General features: G+C 39.6%; 11 protein-coding genes. 7 read left to right on the top strand and 4 right to left on the bottom strand.

From position 1 onward, the window contains the following. Positions 1–321: 321 nt before the first annotated feature. Together BUA71_RS15780 and pruA are read right to left on the bottom strand one after the other, a co-directional pair. Entirely contained in the window at positions 322–6,738 is a 6,417-nt protein-coding gene (locus tag BUA71_RS15780) for a LamG-like jellyroll fold domain-containing protein (protein WP_072881490.1), read from the bottom strand. Between the two features lie 240 nt (positions 6,739–6,978). Continuing rightward, entirely contained in the window at positions 6,979–8,622 is a 1,644-nt protein-coding gene (gene pruA / locus BUA71_RS15775; RefSeq protein WP_072881488.1) for an L-glutamate gamma-semialdehyde dehydrogenase, read from the bottom strand. A 141-nt stretch (positions 8,623–8,763) separates the two neighbouring features. On the opposite strand from pruA, the gene BUA71_RS15770 reads away from it, so the two are divergent. Beyond that, on the top strand, positions 8,764–9,477 hold the full coding sequence (locus BUA71_RS15770; protein ID WP_072881486.1) for an NRDE family protein: 714 nt from the start codon (positions 8,764–8,766) through the stop codon (positions 9,475–9,477). A 30-nt stretch (positions 9,478–9,507) separates the two neighbouring features. On the opposite strand, the gene apaG is transcribed toward BUA71_RS15770, so the two are convergent. Both apaG and BUA71_RS15760 read right to left on the bottom strand, forming a co-directional pair. Next, positions 9,508–9,894: a Co2+/Mg2+ efflux protein ApaG gene (gene apaG / locus BUA71_RS15765; protein ID WP_072881484.1), complete on the bottom strand. Its 387-nt coding sequence runs from the start codon at positions 9,892–9,894 to the stop codon at positions 9,508–9,510. A 217-nt stretch (positions 9,895–10,111) separates the two neighbouring features. Beyond that, complete coding sequence (locus BUA71_RS15760) at positions 10,112–11,365, bottom strand: type IX secretion system plug protein (RefSeq protein ID WP_072881482.1); 1,254 nt, start codon at positions 11,363–11,365, stop codon at positions 10,112–10,114. A 170-nt stretch (positions 11,366–11,535) separates the two neighbouring features. Between BUA71_RS15760 and BUA71_RS15755 the strand changes: the two genes are divergently transcribed. From BUA71_RS15755 to nqrF, 6 genes are read left to right on the top strand one after another with little or no spacing between them, the layout of a single operon-like run. Next, positions 11,536–12,879 carry a Na(+)-translocating NADH-quinone reductase subunit A gene (locus tag BUA71_RS15755; RefSeq protein ID WP_072881480.1) on the top strand — a complete coding sequence of 448 codons (1,344 nt, stop codon included), beginning with the start codon at positions 11,536–11,538 and terminating at the stop codon, positions 12,877–12,879. 14 nt (positions 12,880–12,893) lie between these two features. Continuing rightward, positions 12,894–14,075: an NADH:ubiquinone reductase (Na(+)-transporting) subunit B gene (locus BUA71_RS15750; protein WP_072881478.1), complete on the top strand. Its 1,182-nt coding sequence runs from the start codon at positions 12,894–12,896 to the stop codon at positions 14,073–14,075. A 2-nt stretch (positions 14,076–14,077) separates the two neighbouring features. Then, on the top strand, positions 14,078–14,821 hold the full coding sequence (locus BUA71_RS15745; protein ID WP_072881476.1) for a Na(+)-translocating NADH-quinone reductase subunit C: 744 nt from the start codon (positions 14,078–14,080) through the stop codon (positions 14,819–14,821). Between the two features lie 2 nt (positions 14,822–14,823). Beyond that, positions 14,824–15,570: an NADH:ubiquinone reductase (Na(+)-transporting) subunit D gene (locus BUA71_RS15740; RefSeq protein WP_072881474.1), complete on the top strand. Its 747-nt coding sequence runs from the start codon at positions 14,824–14,826 to the stop codon at positions 15,568–15,570. A gap of 29 nt (positions 15,571–15,599) precedes the next feature. After that, positions 15,600–16,214 carry an NADH:ubiquinone reductase (Na(+)-transporting) subunit E gene (nqrE, locus tag BUA71_RS15735; RefSeq protein ID WP_072881472.1) on the top strand — a complete coding sequence of 205 codons (615 nt, stop codon included), beginning with the start codon at positions 15,600–15,602 and terminating at the stop codon, positions 16,212–16,214. A 16-nt stretch (positions 16,215–16,230) separates the two neighbouring features. Beyond that, positions 16,231–17,517, top strand: a complete 1,287-nt coding sequence (gene nqrF / locus BUA71_RS15730) for an NADH:ubiquinone reductase (Na(+)-transporting) subunit F (RefSeq protein ID WP_072881470.1) — start codon at positions 16,231–16,233, stop codon at positions 17,515–17,517. Positions 17,518–17,524 lie beyond the last annotated feature (7 nt).

Below are 17,524 nucleotides of genomic sequence, written 5' to 3'. Positions count from 1 at the left end.
TCGAACAAAAACAACGAAATATCTTGAAAATAGCAAGAAAACTCGGATATGAACTTTCTGAAAAACAGTTGGTTACATAAATACGTCAATGATAGTGACGAAGGAGCGCGGCAATCTCCTGGTTGTTGTTTAGTGTTTACCTTGAACCAGGATTATTGTGAATTGTATAATGTAGATTGTACTAAATCAACTCCTTAATAATTCCCTAATTAACCATTCTCGAATCCCTAATCACCACATTATCGTGTTGTTCTGCCTGCCTATCGAATACTGTCACCGAATACTGCCAACTGCGACTGCCTACTGAACCCTGCCTACTGATTAATCATTCCTGATAATCACCTTCTTGGACAGTTCGCTGTCCGCAGTAATAATTTTTACGATATAAACAGCGGAACTTAAGGGTCTTTCTATTTTTAATGCTGTGGTTTTAACAGGAGGGATTGCGTCATAGTGCAAAACTTGCTGGCCGGTAAGGCTGTAGATAATCACATTTTCTATATCCAGTAATTCAGGGTTATTAATGATTAATTTTCGGTTGTCAATTTGATAATGGAAGTTTAAAGTGGCGTCATCTATTTCAGGTGATTCGGGATCAATTTCTTCTTCTTCCTCTATTTCGGTTTTATCCTGGAAAACAATGCTATATCGGTCACTGTGTTTCCCGGTAGAGAGACTGGCTCTAAAAGCGTCTTTTCTAAGGTTATAATAGGTGGTGTCGATATTGTCTTTTACGAAAATCTCCACATCATCGGGTAAATTTTCTAACTCGCCCAGTGCTATGGTAAACTCTTTTTCTTCAGCAATAGTAAGTCCCACTGGCAGCACCTGGTCTAAATTAAAATGCGGTACTCCCTGGATAATATATTTGCTCTCGCCAATGACCCAATACATATCTTCGGGACCTTCATCAATTAGAGGCGCGTCATAGCCAAGGTCAAATCCCGCAGTGGTGTTCACATCTACCCCTACAGAAATCTCGCGGTGATAACCGGTAGGTGAAATGAATTCAAGTCTAATTTTAGCACGTTCGTCCTTCTTTTCTTCACTGGCTTTTTCTGCTAAATTTACAGCACTCCTGGTTTGCATAAAGAAGGAGAGACCTTCTCCCGCACGCTCGGTTTTAAAGCGCCGCTGACTGTTTTTAAAGATGATTTCCCCGGTATCGAAACTATTCACTTCCCCCATTTGAGGATCGGGCGTGGTGTTAACAAAGAATCCCTGGGCTACGGGAATATAGGCTCCAGGCCGCTTGTTGCTTTTCTTTCCGTTAGCATCTATTCGGGAATCTGTAGATATTGCCGGTACTCCATCTATTAAATTACGCACGGCATAACCGCCTACATATTCGCGTAAAGTATGTGTTTGTCCTCCAAAATGATCCCAAAAGTAAACAGCACCATTTAAAAGATTTTTAGTGTTTCGGCCACCGCTGTCTTTTATATTGTCTAAGATAAATTCATTTACGCTTATGGAAGAAGGGTAGGGGTTTCCTAACAGATAGTTTTGCCCGGGTTTAATTTCATCAACTTTAATATTTCCATTATTTGGGAAGCCTTTAAAAGTATAGTTTTGAAGGTCTTTTATTTCTGCTTTTCCTGAAGTCCCTTTCATGGTATAACCTTCACCCGCAGCTAATTTCCCGTCTTTTCCAATGTAACTCCAATCGCTATAATCATTTGAATTTCCGAGGAAACTGTACAACCAACGTCCACTAATTTTTCTTGGGTTAGTAGCGGTACCGTCTGCATAAGTTACATTACCGGCAGGTCCTATATCCAGTTTTTTTGGAACACCTTTATCTGTTCCGTCGTGCATTACAGATGCAATGCTATAGGTTTGGTTTCCTGTATTGGAAACTACCGGAGAACTCCAATAATTGTAATTATAACTACTCGCCGTACCTTGCTGGTCACGGGTAAGATAACCTGAACCCGTAAGGATACTGCCTTCAGGTTGAATCAACTGGGATTCCCCGTTAAGGTCAAGATTTCCGTTTAGCTCCAAATAATGGGTAATGCGCAGTTCGTTTCCGGAAGAGTTGTTCTCTCCTTTCATTTTTAACGAACCGCCATCGTCCAATAATCCTAATAGGGTAATGCTGTTGGAATTATCTGAAGTAGGAGCATTGGTGAGGTTTTTTTTATTTAGTTTTACAATATTCCAATTGATATTTTCCCCGTTGATTCCGGGGCTATTGGGAATATCCCAAACCTGTGGTTGTTCCCAGTTGGCTATAGTGCTCCATTCCCCATCGTTAATAGCTATATAAGGTAACGGGGCGGTATTCTGTTGGGTAGATTGAATATTTTTTAAACGTCCATCAATAGCATTATTAATAATGTTTTTAGTAATACCATTGGTAGCTTTCGAGGTAATTAACCGATAATAACCTTTTAAATTAGCCCAGGTTAAATTATTGGGAACATCTAAGGGGATAACTTCCCCGCGTACGTTGCCGTTATCTTTAATCCTTTGGTTCATCATAAATTTAATTTGATCTAAATTTAAAGATGTATCCCATATCCTCACTTCTTCTATCCAGCCATGAAAAAAGTTAGTGGGAAGGGGAGCAGAAGTGCTATCGTTCATGGCACCAATTAAAAAGCGGGATTCAATGGCGGTAGGCGTACCTGGGGATTGGTTTTCAGGAGAAACCGCTAATCCATCCACATACAAACCGGCATTGGAACCTCCATTTACTACTGCGATATGGTACCAGCGATTTGAACCGATGGGGTAAGCTGAACTAATTTCAGAAGTATTCCATCTAAATTTTGGGATATTATTTTCAATAATCAAATCGTAGCCACCGCTTCCCAGGTTGGCATTGTCCCGCTTAGATAAAATAGTTTGTACCCCGGTAGAGGCATTCGGGTCCTGTTTTATCCAGGCTTCCAGGGTAAAATCGCCGGAAAGGTTAAAATTGGCACCAAAATCTATATAGTCATTTATCCCATCAAAATCTATGGTGCTGCAATTGCTAAAAGTGATTTCTACCCGGTCTGTACTACCACAGGGGAGGATCCATTCTAGAGTATATTTCCCGGTGGTTATTATGGTAAAAATTGTGTTTGGGTTTTCAGGGTCGGCAAAGACAGCTCCCGAAGGCCCGTTAACAACTTTCCATTCCCCAAATTCCTGCTCGCCGGTTCTGGGGTTAAAATAATCATCAAAAACAGCAAATAGCTGGACCTGGTTTACTCCGCATTCCAGGGTTTGGTCCGCTCCTGCATCTGCTATTAGTTGTTCTGGTTCCGCTACGGTAATTTCGATGGTCTCTTCACAACCATTGTCATCCACAACGTTTACTGAATAGATACCGGCAGAAAGTTTGGTGGCGGTACCGGTAGTCTCGGTAGAAGTTTGGCTTATGTGGTCCCAAACAATAGTATAAGGTGCCGTTCCTCCAGAAGCTTCTACGGTAGCCGTAGCATTGCTTCCGCCAAAACATACCAGCTTGGTCTGGCTTGTCTCAACCAGAGTCAGAGGGTTTTCGGGTTGGGTAATTTCGATATTATTTAAAGTGTAAGTTTCCTTATCATCACTCACTGTGGCGGTATAAATTCCCGCAGGCAGGTTTTCAAAAAGACCACTGGTCTGGGGACCATAATTTGCCCCCGTGCTGGTATGGGTTAATGTAAATTGATAGGCACCCACGCCACCGGAAGGAATGAGTTTTATAATACCATTGTCACTTCCGTTGCAAAAAATATTGGTTGTTTCGGCAATGGCAGATAAAGGAAAATATATTTCGCTGTTTTCATTGGTGGAAACACACATCCTGTTCCTTACATCCCCACATTTCTTTTTAGGGTTATTGGTCCAGTCCATATAAAAACTTTCCAGGTTAATCGCATTTCCACAATCCCAGGTCTGTACTTCCCCAATCCTGAATAAAGAAGGAATTTTGTTGTTACCTATATCGATGCAACCGGTTATCCTTTCTTCAGAAATAAATTCCCCCGATTGTGAGATGGTATAAATAAATTCGACCGAGGGATTGTAGGCATTGGAATTTTTTTCGATCTTAAGATAAATATATTTTTTTCCCGAATAACTTGCACACTCCGAACCCTGTAGTGCGGTTCCATCTTCTTTGCCTATAAAGAAACTGTCCAGTACAAAGTCTATATTGTTGGTTTTTCCACAAGCTTCAAAACACTCTCCCACGTAGTGGTTGTAAATTTCGGTAAACTGGTTCCCTACATCGTCTGTGACTGTTAAACTCACCTCGTAGGTGCCAGAACTTACATAGTTTACTACATGTACTCCTTCTCCCGTGGCGGTATTATCATCGGCCACAGTAGTGCCTCCATTTGTTTCACCACCAAAATCCCATTTATAGGTATATGGCGGAATTCCTCCCTGCACGGTATCTACTTCGAAAGTTGATGTCCTTAATCCGCCGTCATCATTTAAGCATCTCGAAGTGGGGAGCATAACCGCTTTCAAGGGATCTATTACCGTAACAGTCTGGGTATCTTGACATCCATTAGCATCTGTAACTGTTACCGAATAATCCCCGGCTTTTAAGTTTTTCGCCGTCTGTGCGGTTTGTCCGTTAGACCATTGAAAAGTAAAGTTGGGGGTTCCTCCTTCTATAATTACTGTAGCCGTGCCGGTAGCAGAACCAAAGGTATTGGTTTCCGTAGTGACGATATCGGTAATTATAAGTTGCTCGGGATTATTGATGTTAATAGTATCTGTTGTACTACAATTGTTTTCATCAACAACTTCAAGACTATAATTCCCTGAAGCTAAATTATTGGCAACACCCTTCCCGTTGGAGGTGATATCACTAGCGTTTAAAAGATAGGTAAGAGAGCCCGTTCCTCCAGATGCATCTACTGTTAATTGGGCATCATCCTGGTTATAACAGCCTTCATTAATAATGATATTATTTATTTCAATAAAAGTTTCCGGCTCCTTTATGCTGAAGTTAGTAGAAGCTTTGCAGCCATTAACGTCGGTTGCGCTTACCTGGTAAGTCCCAGGACTTAACCCGTCCTTGTTAGTGCCATTCCCCAATGCTCCCCAATCGTAGGTAAAAGGGCCAACCCCACCGGTCACAATAGCTTCAGCTTCTCCTGTTGCAAAACCATTACAGAGGATATCTGTGGTTTTTACTTCGAGCTCTATTTGATTAATGGTAATAGTTTGTTCCACGGTGGAAGAATTGCCGGCGGTATCGGTGAAAGTCCAGATAATTGTCCCAGACTCAGTAAACCTGGTAGTGCGGTTTGGTGTTCCAATTATTTCCCCATCACAATTATCCACGGCTACCGGAGCTTCCACGGTGTATTCACAGCCCCAGGTTATATCTTCTAGGATAGGTGGCACGGGTTTTTGGTTGTCTATTACATTAATCGTTTGAGTTGCCGTATTTGTGTTGTTTGCATTGTCAGTTACCGTCCAGGTAATAGTGGTGGTACCTACCGGATAAAGAGCAGTAAGCGGTTTTCCATCGCTGCGTGTTCCGCTGGGATTTCCTACGCTGCAATTATCGTCAGCTGTTGCACTTACTGAAAGTCTTGCTCCGCATTCTCCCGCCTCGTTATTAACAGACTGATCCCCATTATGCGTGATAGTCGGTTTTTCATCGTCGGTAACAGTAATAGTTTGTGAAACTTGATTTGCGGTGTTTCCGTTTGCATCGGTAGCCGTCCAGGTAACAATTGTGGTTCCAACCGGATAAAGGGCGGTAAGCGGTTTTCCATCGCTGCGCGTTCCGCTGGGATTTCCTACGCTGCAATTATCGTTAGCTGTTGCACTTACTGAAAGGCTTGCTCCGCATTCTCCCGCATCGTTATTAACCGACTGATCTCCATTGTGCGTGATAGTCGGTTTTTCATCGTCGGTTACAGTAATAGTTTGTGAAACGAAATTTGCGGTGTTCCCATTGGCATCGGTAACCGCCCAGGTAATCGTGGTGGTTCCTACCGGATAAAGAGCAGTAAGCGGTTTTCCATCGCTGCGTTTTCCACTGGGATTTCCTACGCTGCAATTATCGTTAGCTGTTGCATTTACTGAAATGCTTGCTCCGCATTCCCCTGCATCGGTAGTTGAGTTTTTATTTCCGTTGTGGGTAATGACCGGTTTTTCGTTGTCAGATACAGTAATAGTTTGAGAAACTGTCTTAGTGTTTCCTGAATTATCGGTCGCAGTCCATTGGACAGTTGTATTCCCAACAGGAAAAACACCTGGAGCGTTATTGCTAATGTTGTTTATTCCGCAGTTATCAGTAGAAGAAGGAGTACCCAGGTTTATTCCTGAAGCGGAGCATTTCCCCGAATCTGTATAAAATGTTTTAGCAGCCGGGGCCGAAATGTTTGGGTCTTCATTATCGGCAATAGTTACGATTTGGGTATCGGTAGCGGTATTTCCCGAATCGTCGGTAACGCTCCAGGTTACTGTTGTAGCTCCTACAGAAAATTGGGAGGGCGCATCATTGGTCGCACTGTTAGCGGTGCCTTCAACAGTTGCACTTCCCAGGTTGATCTTAGATTTTAAAGCGTAACAATTACCGGGCTCATTAACCGAATTGATATCTGCCGGAGCACTAATTGAAGGGGCCTCGTTTAAAGAGAACCCAATGAAATAAGATTGTTTTTTATATTCTTGTTTGGGAAAATTTAGTTGCGGACCATAGTTGTTATTAGGCAGCGTAAAGCCTGTGGTTGTTAAAAACCAACTGAAAAGTAAAAAAAAGATAATCCGGGGAGTAATTTTACCCATAGGCAACTAGATGTTGATGCCGTAAAATTACATAAAAATATTACTTTTTAACAAAAAATTAATTTTTATTCAGGATTTAATGCGCTAAAAATCAGATAAAAGACTAATAGGGTCTTTTAATGTAGAATAATGTAAGATAAATATTACAAAATTATAATAGCTTTATTAACGAGAGTTATTAACCAATAAAAAAGCCGCGTGAAACATCACGCGGCTTTAAAATTTTAAACTCTAAAGTGATTATTCACCTAAAAATGGGTATCTGTAATCTGTAGCGGGAACAAAAGTTTCTTTAATTAGTCTTACCGAGGTCCATCTCAATAAGTTCATTTTAGAACCGGCTTTGTCATTAGTACCACTACCTCTCGCGCCGCCAAATGGTTGTTGGCCAACTACTGCTCCGGTAGGTTTATCATTAATATAGAAGTTTCCGGCTGCATTTTGTAGCATATCGGTTGCGATTGCTGTCATATAACGATCTCCAGAGAATACACCTCCGGTTAATCCGTAGATACTGGTGTTATCTACTGTCTCAAGTAGGTCGCGCCATTTTTCTTCGGTATAATTTTTATCGTCATACACATGAATTGTAACCACAGGGCCAAATAATTCGGTTTCCATTGTGGTGTAGTGTGCATCTTTGGCAACAATAACTGTTGGCTCGATAAAGTAACCTTCAGATTTATCATAATTTCCACCAATAACTACTTCAGCATCCTTATCCTTTTTTGCCTGGTCTATATAGCCTGCAAGCTTATCGAAAGCTCCTTCGTGAATTACGGCATTTATAAAGTTGCTCATATCTTCTGGCGATCCCATTTTAAAAGACTCCAGGTCTTCTTTTAAGAGATCCTGAATCTCTGGCCAAAGACTTTCCGGTAGATATACCCTGGAAGCCGCACTACATTTCTGTCCCTGGTACTCAAAAGCACCACGTGAAATTGCTGTAGCAACTTGTTTAGGATTGGAAGTAGGGTGGGCTACAATAAAGTCTTTACCACCTGTTTCTCCAACAATTCTTGGGTAGGTTTTATATTTATTGATGTTGTTTCCAATTTTACCCCATATACCTTTAAATACGTTGGTACTACCTGTAAAGTGAACTCCAGCGAAATCTGGACTATCCAATACGGTATTGGTAATCATTTCTGGGTCTCCCATTACCATATTTATAACTCCATCTGGCAAACCGGCTTCTTTGAATACTTCCATAATTACCTGCGCAGAAAGCATCTGGCTGGCACTAGGTTTCCAAAGTGCCACATTCCCCATAAGGGCTGCGCTTGATGGAAGGTTTCCGGAAATAGCAGTAAAGTTAAATGGGGTAATTGCGTAAACAAATCCTTCGAGAGGTCTGTACTCTATACGATTCCAATTCCCGTCGGAGGAGTTGGGTTGTTCATCGTACATTTCTGCCATATACTCTACGTTAAAACGTAAAAAGTCACATAGCTCACAAGCTGAATCTATCTCTGCCTGAAAAATGTTCTTAGATTGACCAATCATAGTAGCCGCGTTAATTCGCGCTCTATATGGTCCTGCAATAAGATCTGCTGCTTTTAAAAAGATGGCAGCTCTTTGTTCCCATTCTAATTTAGCCCATTTTTTTCTGGCTTTTATAGCTTCATCAATAGCCTCTTCAATATGTTTTTTTTCGGCAATGTGGTAGGTGCCAACCTGGTGCTTGTGGTCGTGTGGGGGACGAATATCTTTCGTATCGCCGGTTTTTATTTCTTTAGATCCAATATAAAGTGGAACCTCCATATTGGAGTTGTAAAGATCTTTGTAAGTGAGTAAAACTTCTTCGCGCTCTGGACTCCCAGGAGCATAAGTTTTTACAGGTTCGTTAACTGCTTTTGGAACGTGAAAAAATCCTTTTCCCATAGTTATTTATATATTTTTTTTGGTTTTCAATTATCTTAGGTATAAAGGTAAAAAAATTAGACGATTTTGAATGCTTCTTGTACTGCATTCACTAAAGCTTAACTATTTTTGTAAATTAAGCGATCGGTTTAAGAAAATTTTATGTGCATTATAAGTCTAATAACTAGTTCAGGCCGGGAAGGCGGATTTATATTAACCTCTAATAGGGATGAAGCTACCGAAAGGGAAACTTATGTTCCCAGTTTTTATACTGAAGGGAATACCCGCTTACTTTTTCCCAAAGATTCGGTTGGCGGTGGAAGTTGGATTGGTGCCAGTAGCAAAAAACGAGTATTGTGCCTTATGAATGGAGGTTTTGAACCGCATAAACGTAAGCCGAAATATAGAAAAAGTCGTGGCCTGGTTTTAAAGGATTGGTTGATTACTGAAGATATTGAAAAGGAAATTCAGGATTATGAGTTGAAAGATATTGAAGAGTTTACCGTAATTATCGTCGATTGGTCTAAGGAAATGTTTTTTGCTGAATTTGTTTGGGACGGAAGTAAAAAGCATTTTAAAAAACTTGAGCAACAACCGCAAATCTGGTCTTCTTCGCCACTTTATTCTTCAGAAATGAAAAAGCTAAGGGAAAATTGGTTTGATGATTTTCAGCAGAAAAAAGATGTTTCAGCAGAAAACTTATGGGAATTTCATCATTCCGCAGGAAAAGGAGATAAGGAGGTCGATCTAATTATAGACCGCGGTTTTCTGAAAACAAAAAGTATTTCCCAAATAATTTACCAGGATGGAGTGCTGAAATTTATTTACGAAGATCTTCAAAAAGATAAAATCACGCGTAAAGAATGGCGCTTTTAAAAACTTGTATTTGTTTTGTAAAATGGAAGCTTAATTTAAAGCAAAAGGCGCACTGAGTTTAAATACAGGAATGCGTACTTTAAATTTTCGGGTAGAATTAAAACTTATCATATTATAATGACCGCTCATGGCACCAAATGGGGAGTTGAGTAAACAGCCACTTTGGTAATTATGTGATTCCCCTGGCTTTAAAACCGGTTTTTTACCTATTACACCTTCCCCTTGCACAATCTCAGTGGGGCTAAGAGAATCTTTTATAGTCCAAAAGCGTGAAGTGAGCTGCACAGAATCTTTACTTTGATTTTCTATATTTATATGGTAGGAAAAGGCAAAGCGGGATCCTGTATCTTTACGAAAAGTTCCTTCAAAATTGGTTTTAACCGTAATTTTAATCCCCTTAGTAACTTGTTGTACCATATTTATAATCTTAGCGCGATTGTTCTTTCTCTTGCGCTGTAAGCTAAAATATAAAATATTAAGTTTAAAAGCTTCTAATTAACAAAGGTTTTAACAAGCTTTTAAACTTGGTGTGAATAAAGAAAGGAAGACCTTTGAGAATTGTGGCTTTAAAAGCGACGGAAATAATATTAAATTTTTGCTAACCGGGAATATTACTAATAATAGCTATGAAATTTTAATTGGTGATATTCCTCGAGCTTGAAGTTCCCAGTCCTATTATGCGGTCATATCTTGCGCCGGGAGGACGGTAATATACCAAAACCTGGTAGGTGTTTTCGGTTTTATCAAAATTTCCACTAAAAAAACCTTCGTCAATCCTGCCATCTGGTTTTTTGAGTACATATTTGTAATTATAAAACCCTTGTTTAAAAAGTCTTGCACCTTCGTATAAGTCACTCCTGGAGTTGTAGGTGAGTTTTGTACTTTCGTCTAATTCAAAATTATTAAAAGCACCATAAATATGTACTTCGCCATCTTTAAGATTTGAATAATTTTCTAGCTTAAAATGTACCCAGGCGTATTCGGCTTCAATATTTTCATCTTTTACTCCCAAACTTCTAATTAGAAACTGACCATTGATATCTGGATTGTAGGTGTAAGTTTCATTTGCCCTGGTCCTATCTGTGAATAAATAATAATGATAGAGTTCTTCCAGGCCAATTTTGCCTATGTCCATAGTGGTTGCCCGCAGCTCCTTATTGTCAAACTGAATATATTCATTTCCGCCCCAAAAAGCTGTTTCCTGATCATACCGGTAGATCAATTCGTTGCCAAGACTATACTGCGGTTTAATATTTGTGATAGCTGACTTTAGATTGTGATTTTGGGTAAGCAGTACTTTTACATTTTGGTCGGGGTTTTTTAAAACAAGATCGGGGGATTTTATACTAAAATTTACTACCTGTTTTTCGTTAATGTAATTAAGATCGCGGGAGCGTCTTAAAGTAACACCAACCTGAACCAGGGTTTTGTAAACCATAAATTTTCTTGAGAACACGAGTTGATCTTCGGTATTAAAAATCTTTATCATATAGTTGCCGCTTACCTTAAAACCACGAGTGTCTTCATTTGGGATGCTTAGTTCATAATGGGAATATGGCTGAAGAGTATTTAAAGAATTACTGTAATTGGAGATCCTAATTTCATCAAAACCTTCCAGGTATTCAGATTTAACCAATTTAGAGGGGCTCCAATCGTAATTATAGTGCTGCAGAACATAGTAATAATTTGCTTCGTCGCCAATAATATCATCGAAACTTAGCTGGAGGGTTTCGCCTAGTCTAATAGCCGGGTTTCCATAGATTTCCTGCTCACTACCCGATAGTTTAATGCTTCTTATATAATTGGGTGAAGCCTGTTCTTCCTGGGGTTGTGCCTGGAGTTGAGCGAGGGAAATACAAATAAAAAAAAGGTTTGCTAGATGTCTCATAGGTAATTAAATGTACACAAAGATAATTGCAAATATAAGCGTGGTATTTTTAACATTTTGATTTAACAGTAGTAGATATTTAAAATTGTCTCTTTTGTTGGGATAAATGCACTTTAAATTCATAAATTTGCAGCACTTAAAAAACAAAACTTTAACATACACTCCATCCTATGTCAAAAGACATTCGAATTAAAAGAGGTTTATCTCTACGATTAGAAGGGGAAGCGGAAAAAGACCTGGTGAAAGCCCCAAGGTCTAAAACCTATGCGGTAAAACCGCCAGATTTTCACGCTTTAGTGCCCAAAATGGTTGTAAAAGAGGGCGCTAAGATCCTTGCCGGCGACGAAATTTTCTTTTCCAAATACACCAAAGAACTGCGTTTTACCAGTCCGGTGAGTGGAACGCTTAAAACGATTAAGCGAGGGGAGAAACGTAAGATCATGGAAGTGATCATAGACGCCGATCCAACCGATACTTACAAGGATTTTGGTAAAATGGATGCAGCTGCTACAGATGCAGAAGCGGTAAAAGAACGTATTCTGGAAAGCGGATGCGGTGCTTTTATTAACCAGCGTCCTTATGATATTGTAGCAGATCCTAAAGATACCCCAAAAGCGATTTTTATCTCGGCAGTATCAACGGGGCCGTTGGCTCCAGATATGGGTTTTATACTCAAGGATAAAATAGCTGCTTTTCAGGAAGGGATAAACGCACTTCAAAAACTTACTCCGGGAAAAGTTCATCTCGGTGTAGATGATTCTTCTGCTCAATATTTAAAGGATATTAAAGGAGTGGAGTTACATCACGTAAAAGGACCACATCCCGCCGGAAATGTTGGGATTCAAATTCATAAAATTGACCCTATAAATCAGGGCGAAAGAGTTTGGACGGTGCGTCCTGAAGATGTTACTATTATTGGTAATTTGTTCCTTACTGGTAAATTTATTGCCGATAGAACTGTGGCTGTAACCGGAAGCGAATCTAAGAATCGTAAATATTTTTCTACTACTATAGGAGCTGAAGTTGCAGATATTATAGAAAAGGTAGAAGATGATGTTCGCATAATCTCTGGAAGCGTGCTCACTGGAGATAAAATTGCTTACGATCAACATATAGGCTTCTTCTCAAATGAAGTTTCCTTAATTCCAGAAGGGAATCAATACCGTGCTTTTGGATGGTTGCCGTTTACCTATAACAACATCCATTCTAATTCCAAAACTTCGCTATCGTGGTTATTTCCCAACAGGAAATTTAAACCTACCACAAATTTGAATGGTGAGGAAAGATCACTGGTAGTTACCGGTGAGATGGAAGAGGTTTTGCCTATGGATGTTTATCCTATGCAGTTAATAAAAGCCTGTTTAGCCGGAGATATTGAAAAAATGGAAAACCTGGGAATATATGAAGTAGCTCCAGAGGATTTTGCTTTGGTTGAGTATGTGAATACTTCCAAAATGGAGATTCAGGATGTGATTCGTCTCGGTTTAGATTTAATGATTACTGAAGTAGGTTAAAAAGCAGTAGAATTATGGAATGGATTAGACAGAAATTAGATAAAATAAAAGAACCATTTGCACCGGGAAAAAAGTATGAGAAGTATGCTCCTGCTGTAAATGCGATTGATACCTTTTTATTTACCCCCAATCACACCACCCAAAAAGGTGCGCATATTCGTGATGGTGTAGATTTAAAGAGAACTATGATTACCGTAGTGCTTGCCCTTATCCCGGCTTTGATCTTTGGAATGTGGAACCAGGGGTACCAACACTTTATCCAATTAGGAGGTGATTTTACCTTTTGGGATGCCATTGGTCATGGAGCTTTAAAAATTGTTCCAATGATTGTGGTTTCTTATGCTGTGGGGCTGGGTATAGAATTTGCTTTTGCAGTTTTTAGAGGACACGAGGTAAACGAAGGTTACCTGGTAACAGGATTACTTATCCCTATGATTATGCCAATAGACCTCCCGCTTTGGATGTTGGCTTTATCTGTGGTTTTCGCAGTATTGGTAGGGAAAGAAGCCTTTGGTGGTACAGGAATGAATATTTTAAACCCGGCGCTTACGGCCAGGGCCTTTGCGTTTTTTGCTTATCCTACTTACATGTCTGGAAACCAGGTGTGGGTTAGTGAAGCGAGTAAAATAGATGGTGTATCGGGAGAAACTATTCTTGGAACATTAGCTTCCGGGGAAGATGTAAGTTATTCTGCAATGAATATGTTCTCTGGGGTTATCCCGGGGTCGGTAGCAGAAACTTCTACACTATGTGTATTGGTAGGAGCTTTAATTTTAGTGTTAACTAAAGTAGGTAGCTGGAGAATTATCTTAAGTGGATTTATAGGTGCAGCTGCAATGGCCTTAATTTTTAATGCCTTGCCGGTAATGGGAGTAGAAGGAAATAACCTTACTAATTTCCCTTGGTTTCAACATTTAATTATTGGAGGATTGGCCTTTGGAATTGTTTTTATGGCTACAGATCCCGTTTCTGCTTCGCAAACACTTAAAGGAAAATGGATCTATGGTTTCCTAATTGGTTTTCTGGCAGTTATGATTAGGGTCTTTAACCCTGCTTATCCAGAGGGGATCATGCTTGCTATATTATTGATGAACGTCTTTGCGCCAATTATAGACCACTATGTTATCCAGGCGAATATAAAACGTAGAAAGAAAAGAATTAATAGTGCGAAAGCTCAAGTGAAAACAGCAGTATAGTTATGGAAGAGAAATCAGTAAATAAAACAAACACTAACGGCTATACGTTTCTTTTTGCTGTTATAATGGTTTTGGTGGTGGCCTCTGTATTGGCTTTTACCGCTACTTCATTACAGCCTATACAAAAGGAGAACGTACGCCAGGAAAAGATGCAAAGTATCCTGGCCACCATTGGCGTAGAAACCGATAGGGCAGGAGCGCAGGAACTTTACGATAAGTATATCGTTGAAGAACTTACTTTAGATGAGAATGGGGAAGCTATAGAAGGTACAGATGCTTTCCAGGTAGATATGGCTAAAGAGCTTAAAAAGCCAGTCTCAGATCAGGTTTTTCCTTTATACGTTGCAGATTATGAAGGCAAGAAATATTATATTGTTCCCTTAAGAGGTAACGGTTTATGGAATGCTATCTTTGGTTATATCTCTTTAAAGGATGATGTAAATACAATAAAGGGAGCAACTTTTGATCACCTTGGGGAAACCCCGGGGCTGGGTGCCGAGATCACCAAAGAATGGTTTAGAGAAAGTTTTGAAGAGGAAAAAATCTTTGATGGCAGTGGTAATTTAGTTGGTGTTTCTGTGGTAAAAGGCGATATTGACCCTTCAGATAAAGATGATAATAAAGTAGATGCAATTTCAGGAGCAACAATTACCGGAGACGGGGTTTCCGATATGATTTCTGAAAGATTAAAACGCTATTTACCTTATTTTAAAAAGCAAACGGATATTAAAGTCGCAATTCAGTAATTATGGCTACAGATAAAAATAAGACTCAGGAAGAGAAAGAAGTTAAGAAGAAAGATATGATTCTTTTCTTATCTAATTCAGAAGAAAAAGAACACTTTCTTTCTAAAGCTAATAGAAAGTTATTGACAGATCCATTAGATGACGATAACCCAATTACCGTTCAGGTTTTGGGGATTTGTTCGGCACTGGCAATTACCGTACAGTTAGAACCGGCAGTGGTAATGGCGATTGCAGTAGTTTTTGTAATGGCATTTAGTAACGTGATTGTATCTATGTTGCGTAACCTAATCCCCAGCCGAATTAGAATTATTGTGCAGCTGGTAGTTGTGGCATCCTTAGTGGTTTTAGTAGATCAAATTTTAAAGGCCTACGCCTACGATGTAAGTAAGCAACTCTCGGTATTTATTGGTTTGATAATTACCAACTGTATCGTGATGGGACGTTTAGAAGCTTTTGCTTTAGGGAACGGGGTTTACAAATCTTTACTTGATGGGATTGGTAACGCCGCAGGGTATGGATTAATCCTTGTTATTGTGGCCTTTTTTAGGGAACTGTTGGGATCTGGAAAACTTTTTGGATTTGAGGTTCTAGGACATAAAGGAGCTAGCCTCGCAGATTCTACAGGTTTATATGCCTTTGGATATGAAAATAACGGCCTTATGTTACTCTCGCCAATGGCGCTTATAGTAGTAGGCTTACTTATTTGGGTACAAAGATCCAGAAACCGTAAACTGATAGAAGAGAATTAAAAGCACAACAGCTTAAATAAAATTTAATTATGGATTTAGTAAATTTATTTGTTAGAAGTATTTTCATAGAAAATATGATTTTTGCATACTTCCTGGGGATGTGTTCCTACCTGGCGGTATCAAAAACTGTAAAAACAGCTGTTGGTTTGGGTGCTGCGGTAATCTTTGTATTGGCGATTACTGTACCTATTAACTATTTGCTGGATAATTATTTATTGCGCCCCGGTGCCTTACAATGGTTAGGAGAAAGTTACGCAAATGTAGATTTAAGCTTTCTTAGCTTTATTATGTTTATTGCGGTAATTGCCTCTATGGTGCAACTGGTAGAGATGATTGTAGAGAAATTTGCCCCGGCCTTATATGGTGCATTAGGTATTTTCTTACCACTTATTGCGGTAAACTGTGCAATTCTTGGAGGATCGCTCTTTATGCAGCAAAAGAACTTTGGTAATATTACCGAGGCCGTAACTTATGGTTTTGGTAGTGGGATTGGCTGGTTTCTTGCGATTATCGCTATTGCAGCGATTCGGGAGAAAATTGCCTACTCTAACGTGCCCGGGCCATTAAAAGGATTGGGAATTACTTTTATTATTACAGGACTTATGGCCTTGGGCTTTATGAGTTTTATGGGAATTAAATTATAATCGAAAAAGAAAGATTATGACAGTTATTATAGCAAGTATAGTTGTATTTTTAGCCTTAATCCTTTTATTGGTTTCTGTGTTATTGGGAGCAAAGGCTAAACTGGCGCCTTCTGGTCCGGTTAACATCAATGTAAATGGTGAAAAGGATATGGAAGTAGGTTCTGGCGGAACTTTACTTTCTACCCTTGGCGACAATAAATTATTTTTACCTTCTGCCTGTGGTGGTGGTGGAACCTGTGTGCAATGTAAATGTATCGTAGAAGAAGGCGGTGGTGCTATTCTTCCTACCGAAGAGCCACATTTTACGCGTAAAGAGATTGCCCAGGGTTGGCGCTTAGGATGCCAGGTAAAGGTGAAGCAGGATATGAAAATTACCATTCCTGAAGAAGTCTTCGGAATTAAAAAATGGGAAGCTACTGTAGTGAGAAATTACAACGTAGCCTCATTTATTAAGGAATTCGTTGTTGAGATTCCTGAAGATATGGATTACAAAGCGGGTGGATATATTCAAATTGAAATTCCTAAGTGTGAGATTAGCTTTAAAGATATGGATATCACAGCGCACCCAGAGGAACATGATAAACCCGATATGTTTGAATCAGAATGGGATAAGTTTAAACTTCGTCCTTTAGTGATGAAAAACCCAGAAACTGTTGAACGTGCATATTCAATGGCTTCCTATCCAGCAGAAGGACGTGAGATTATGCTTAACGTTCGTGTAGCTACTCCACCGTGGGATAGAGGAAAAGATGATTGGATGGATGTGAATCCTGGGATCGCTTCTTCTTATATTTTCTCTAGAAAAAAAGGTGATAAGGTGACTATCTCTGGTCCATTTGGTGAATTCTTTATTAACCACAGTGAAGCAGAAATGCTTTATGTAGGTGGTGGAGCTGGAATGGCGCCTATGCGTTCTCACTTATATCACTTATTCCGTACCCTAAAAACCGGTAGAAAGGTAACTTATTGGTATGGCGGACGTTCAAAAAGAGAATTATTTTATACAGAACACTTTAGGGCTTTAGAAAGAGACTTCCCTAATTTTAAATTTTACCTGGCACTTTCTGAGCCTATGGAAGAGGATAATTGGAAGGTAAAAGAAAGTTTAGATGATGATGGGGATGGCTTCGTAGGCTTCATTCACCAGGTAGTGATAGATAACTATTTAAATCATCACGAAGAGCCAGAAGATATAGAATTGTACTTCTGTGGTCCACCCTTAATGAACAAAGCAGTTCAAAAAATGGGCGAAGACTTCGGAATGCCTCCAGAGAATATTAGATTTGATGATTTTGGAGGATAATAAACAG

The sequence above is a fragment of the Salegentibacter echinorum genome, assembly GCF_900129445.1.
GTDB lineage: Bacteria > Bacteroidota > Bacteroidia > Flavobacteriales > Flavobacteriaceae > Salegentibacter > Salegentibacter echinorum.
This window is presented reverse-complemented; position numbering and strand designations above follow the sequence as displayed.

Excerpts from the sequence above, each read along its gene's own strand:
- nqrF (WP_072881470.1), top strand. The coding sequence starts at position 16,231 with ATGACAGTTATTATAGCAAGTATAGTTGTATTTTTAGCCTTAATCCTT.
- nqrE (WP_072881472.1), top strand. The coding sequence starts at position 15,600 with ATGGATTTAGTAAATTTATTTGTTAGAAGTATTTTCATAGAAAATATG.
- BUA71_RS15760 (WP_072881482.1), bottom strand. The coding sequence starts at position 11,365 with ATGAGACATCTAGCAAACCTTTTTTTTATTTGTATTTCCCTCGCTCAA.
- BUA71_RS15750 (WP_072881478.1), top strand. The coding sequence starts at position 12,894 with ATGGAATGGATTAGACAGAAATTAGATAAAATAAAAGAACCATTTGCA.
- BUA71_RS15740 (WP_072881474.1), top strand. The coding sequence starts at position 14,824 with ATGGCTACAGATAAAAATAAGACTCAGGAAGAGAAAGAAGTTAAGAAG.
- pruA (WP_072881488.1), bottom strand. The coding sequence starts at position 8,622 with ATGGGAAAAGGATTTTTTCACGTTCCAAAAGCAGTTAACGAACCTGTA.
- BUA71_RS15755 (WP_072881480.1), top strand. The coding sequence starts at position 11,536 with ATGTCAAAAGACATTCGAATTAAAAGAGGTTTATCTCTACGATTAGAA.
- apaG (WP_072881484.1), bottom strand. The coding sequence starts at position 9,894 with ATGGTACAACAAGTTACTAAGGGGATTAAAATTACGGTTAAAACCAAT.
- BUA71_RS15780 (WP_072881490.1), bottom strand. The coding sequence starts at position 6,738 with ATGGGTAAAATTACTCCCCGGATTATCTTTTTTTTACTTTTCAGTTGG.
- BUA71_RS15745 (WP_072881476.1), top strand. The coding sequence starts at position 14,078 with ATGGAAGAGAAATCAGTAAATAAAACAAACACTAACGGCTATACGTTT.
- BUA71_RS15770 (WP_072881486.1), top strand. The coding sequence starts at position 8,764 with ATGTGCATTATAAGTCTAATAACTAGTTCAGGCCGGGAAGGCGGATTT.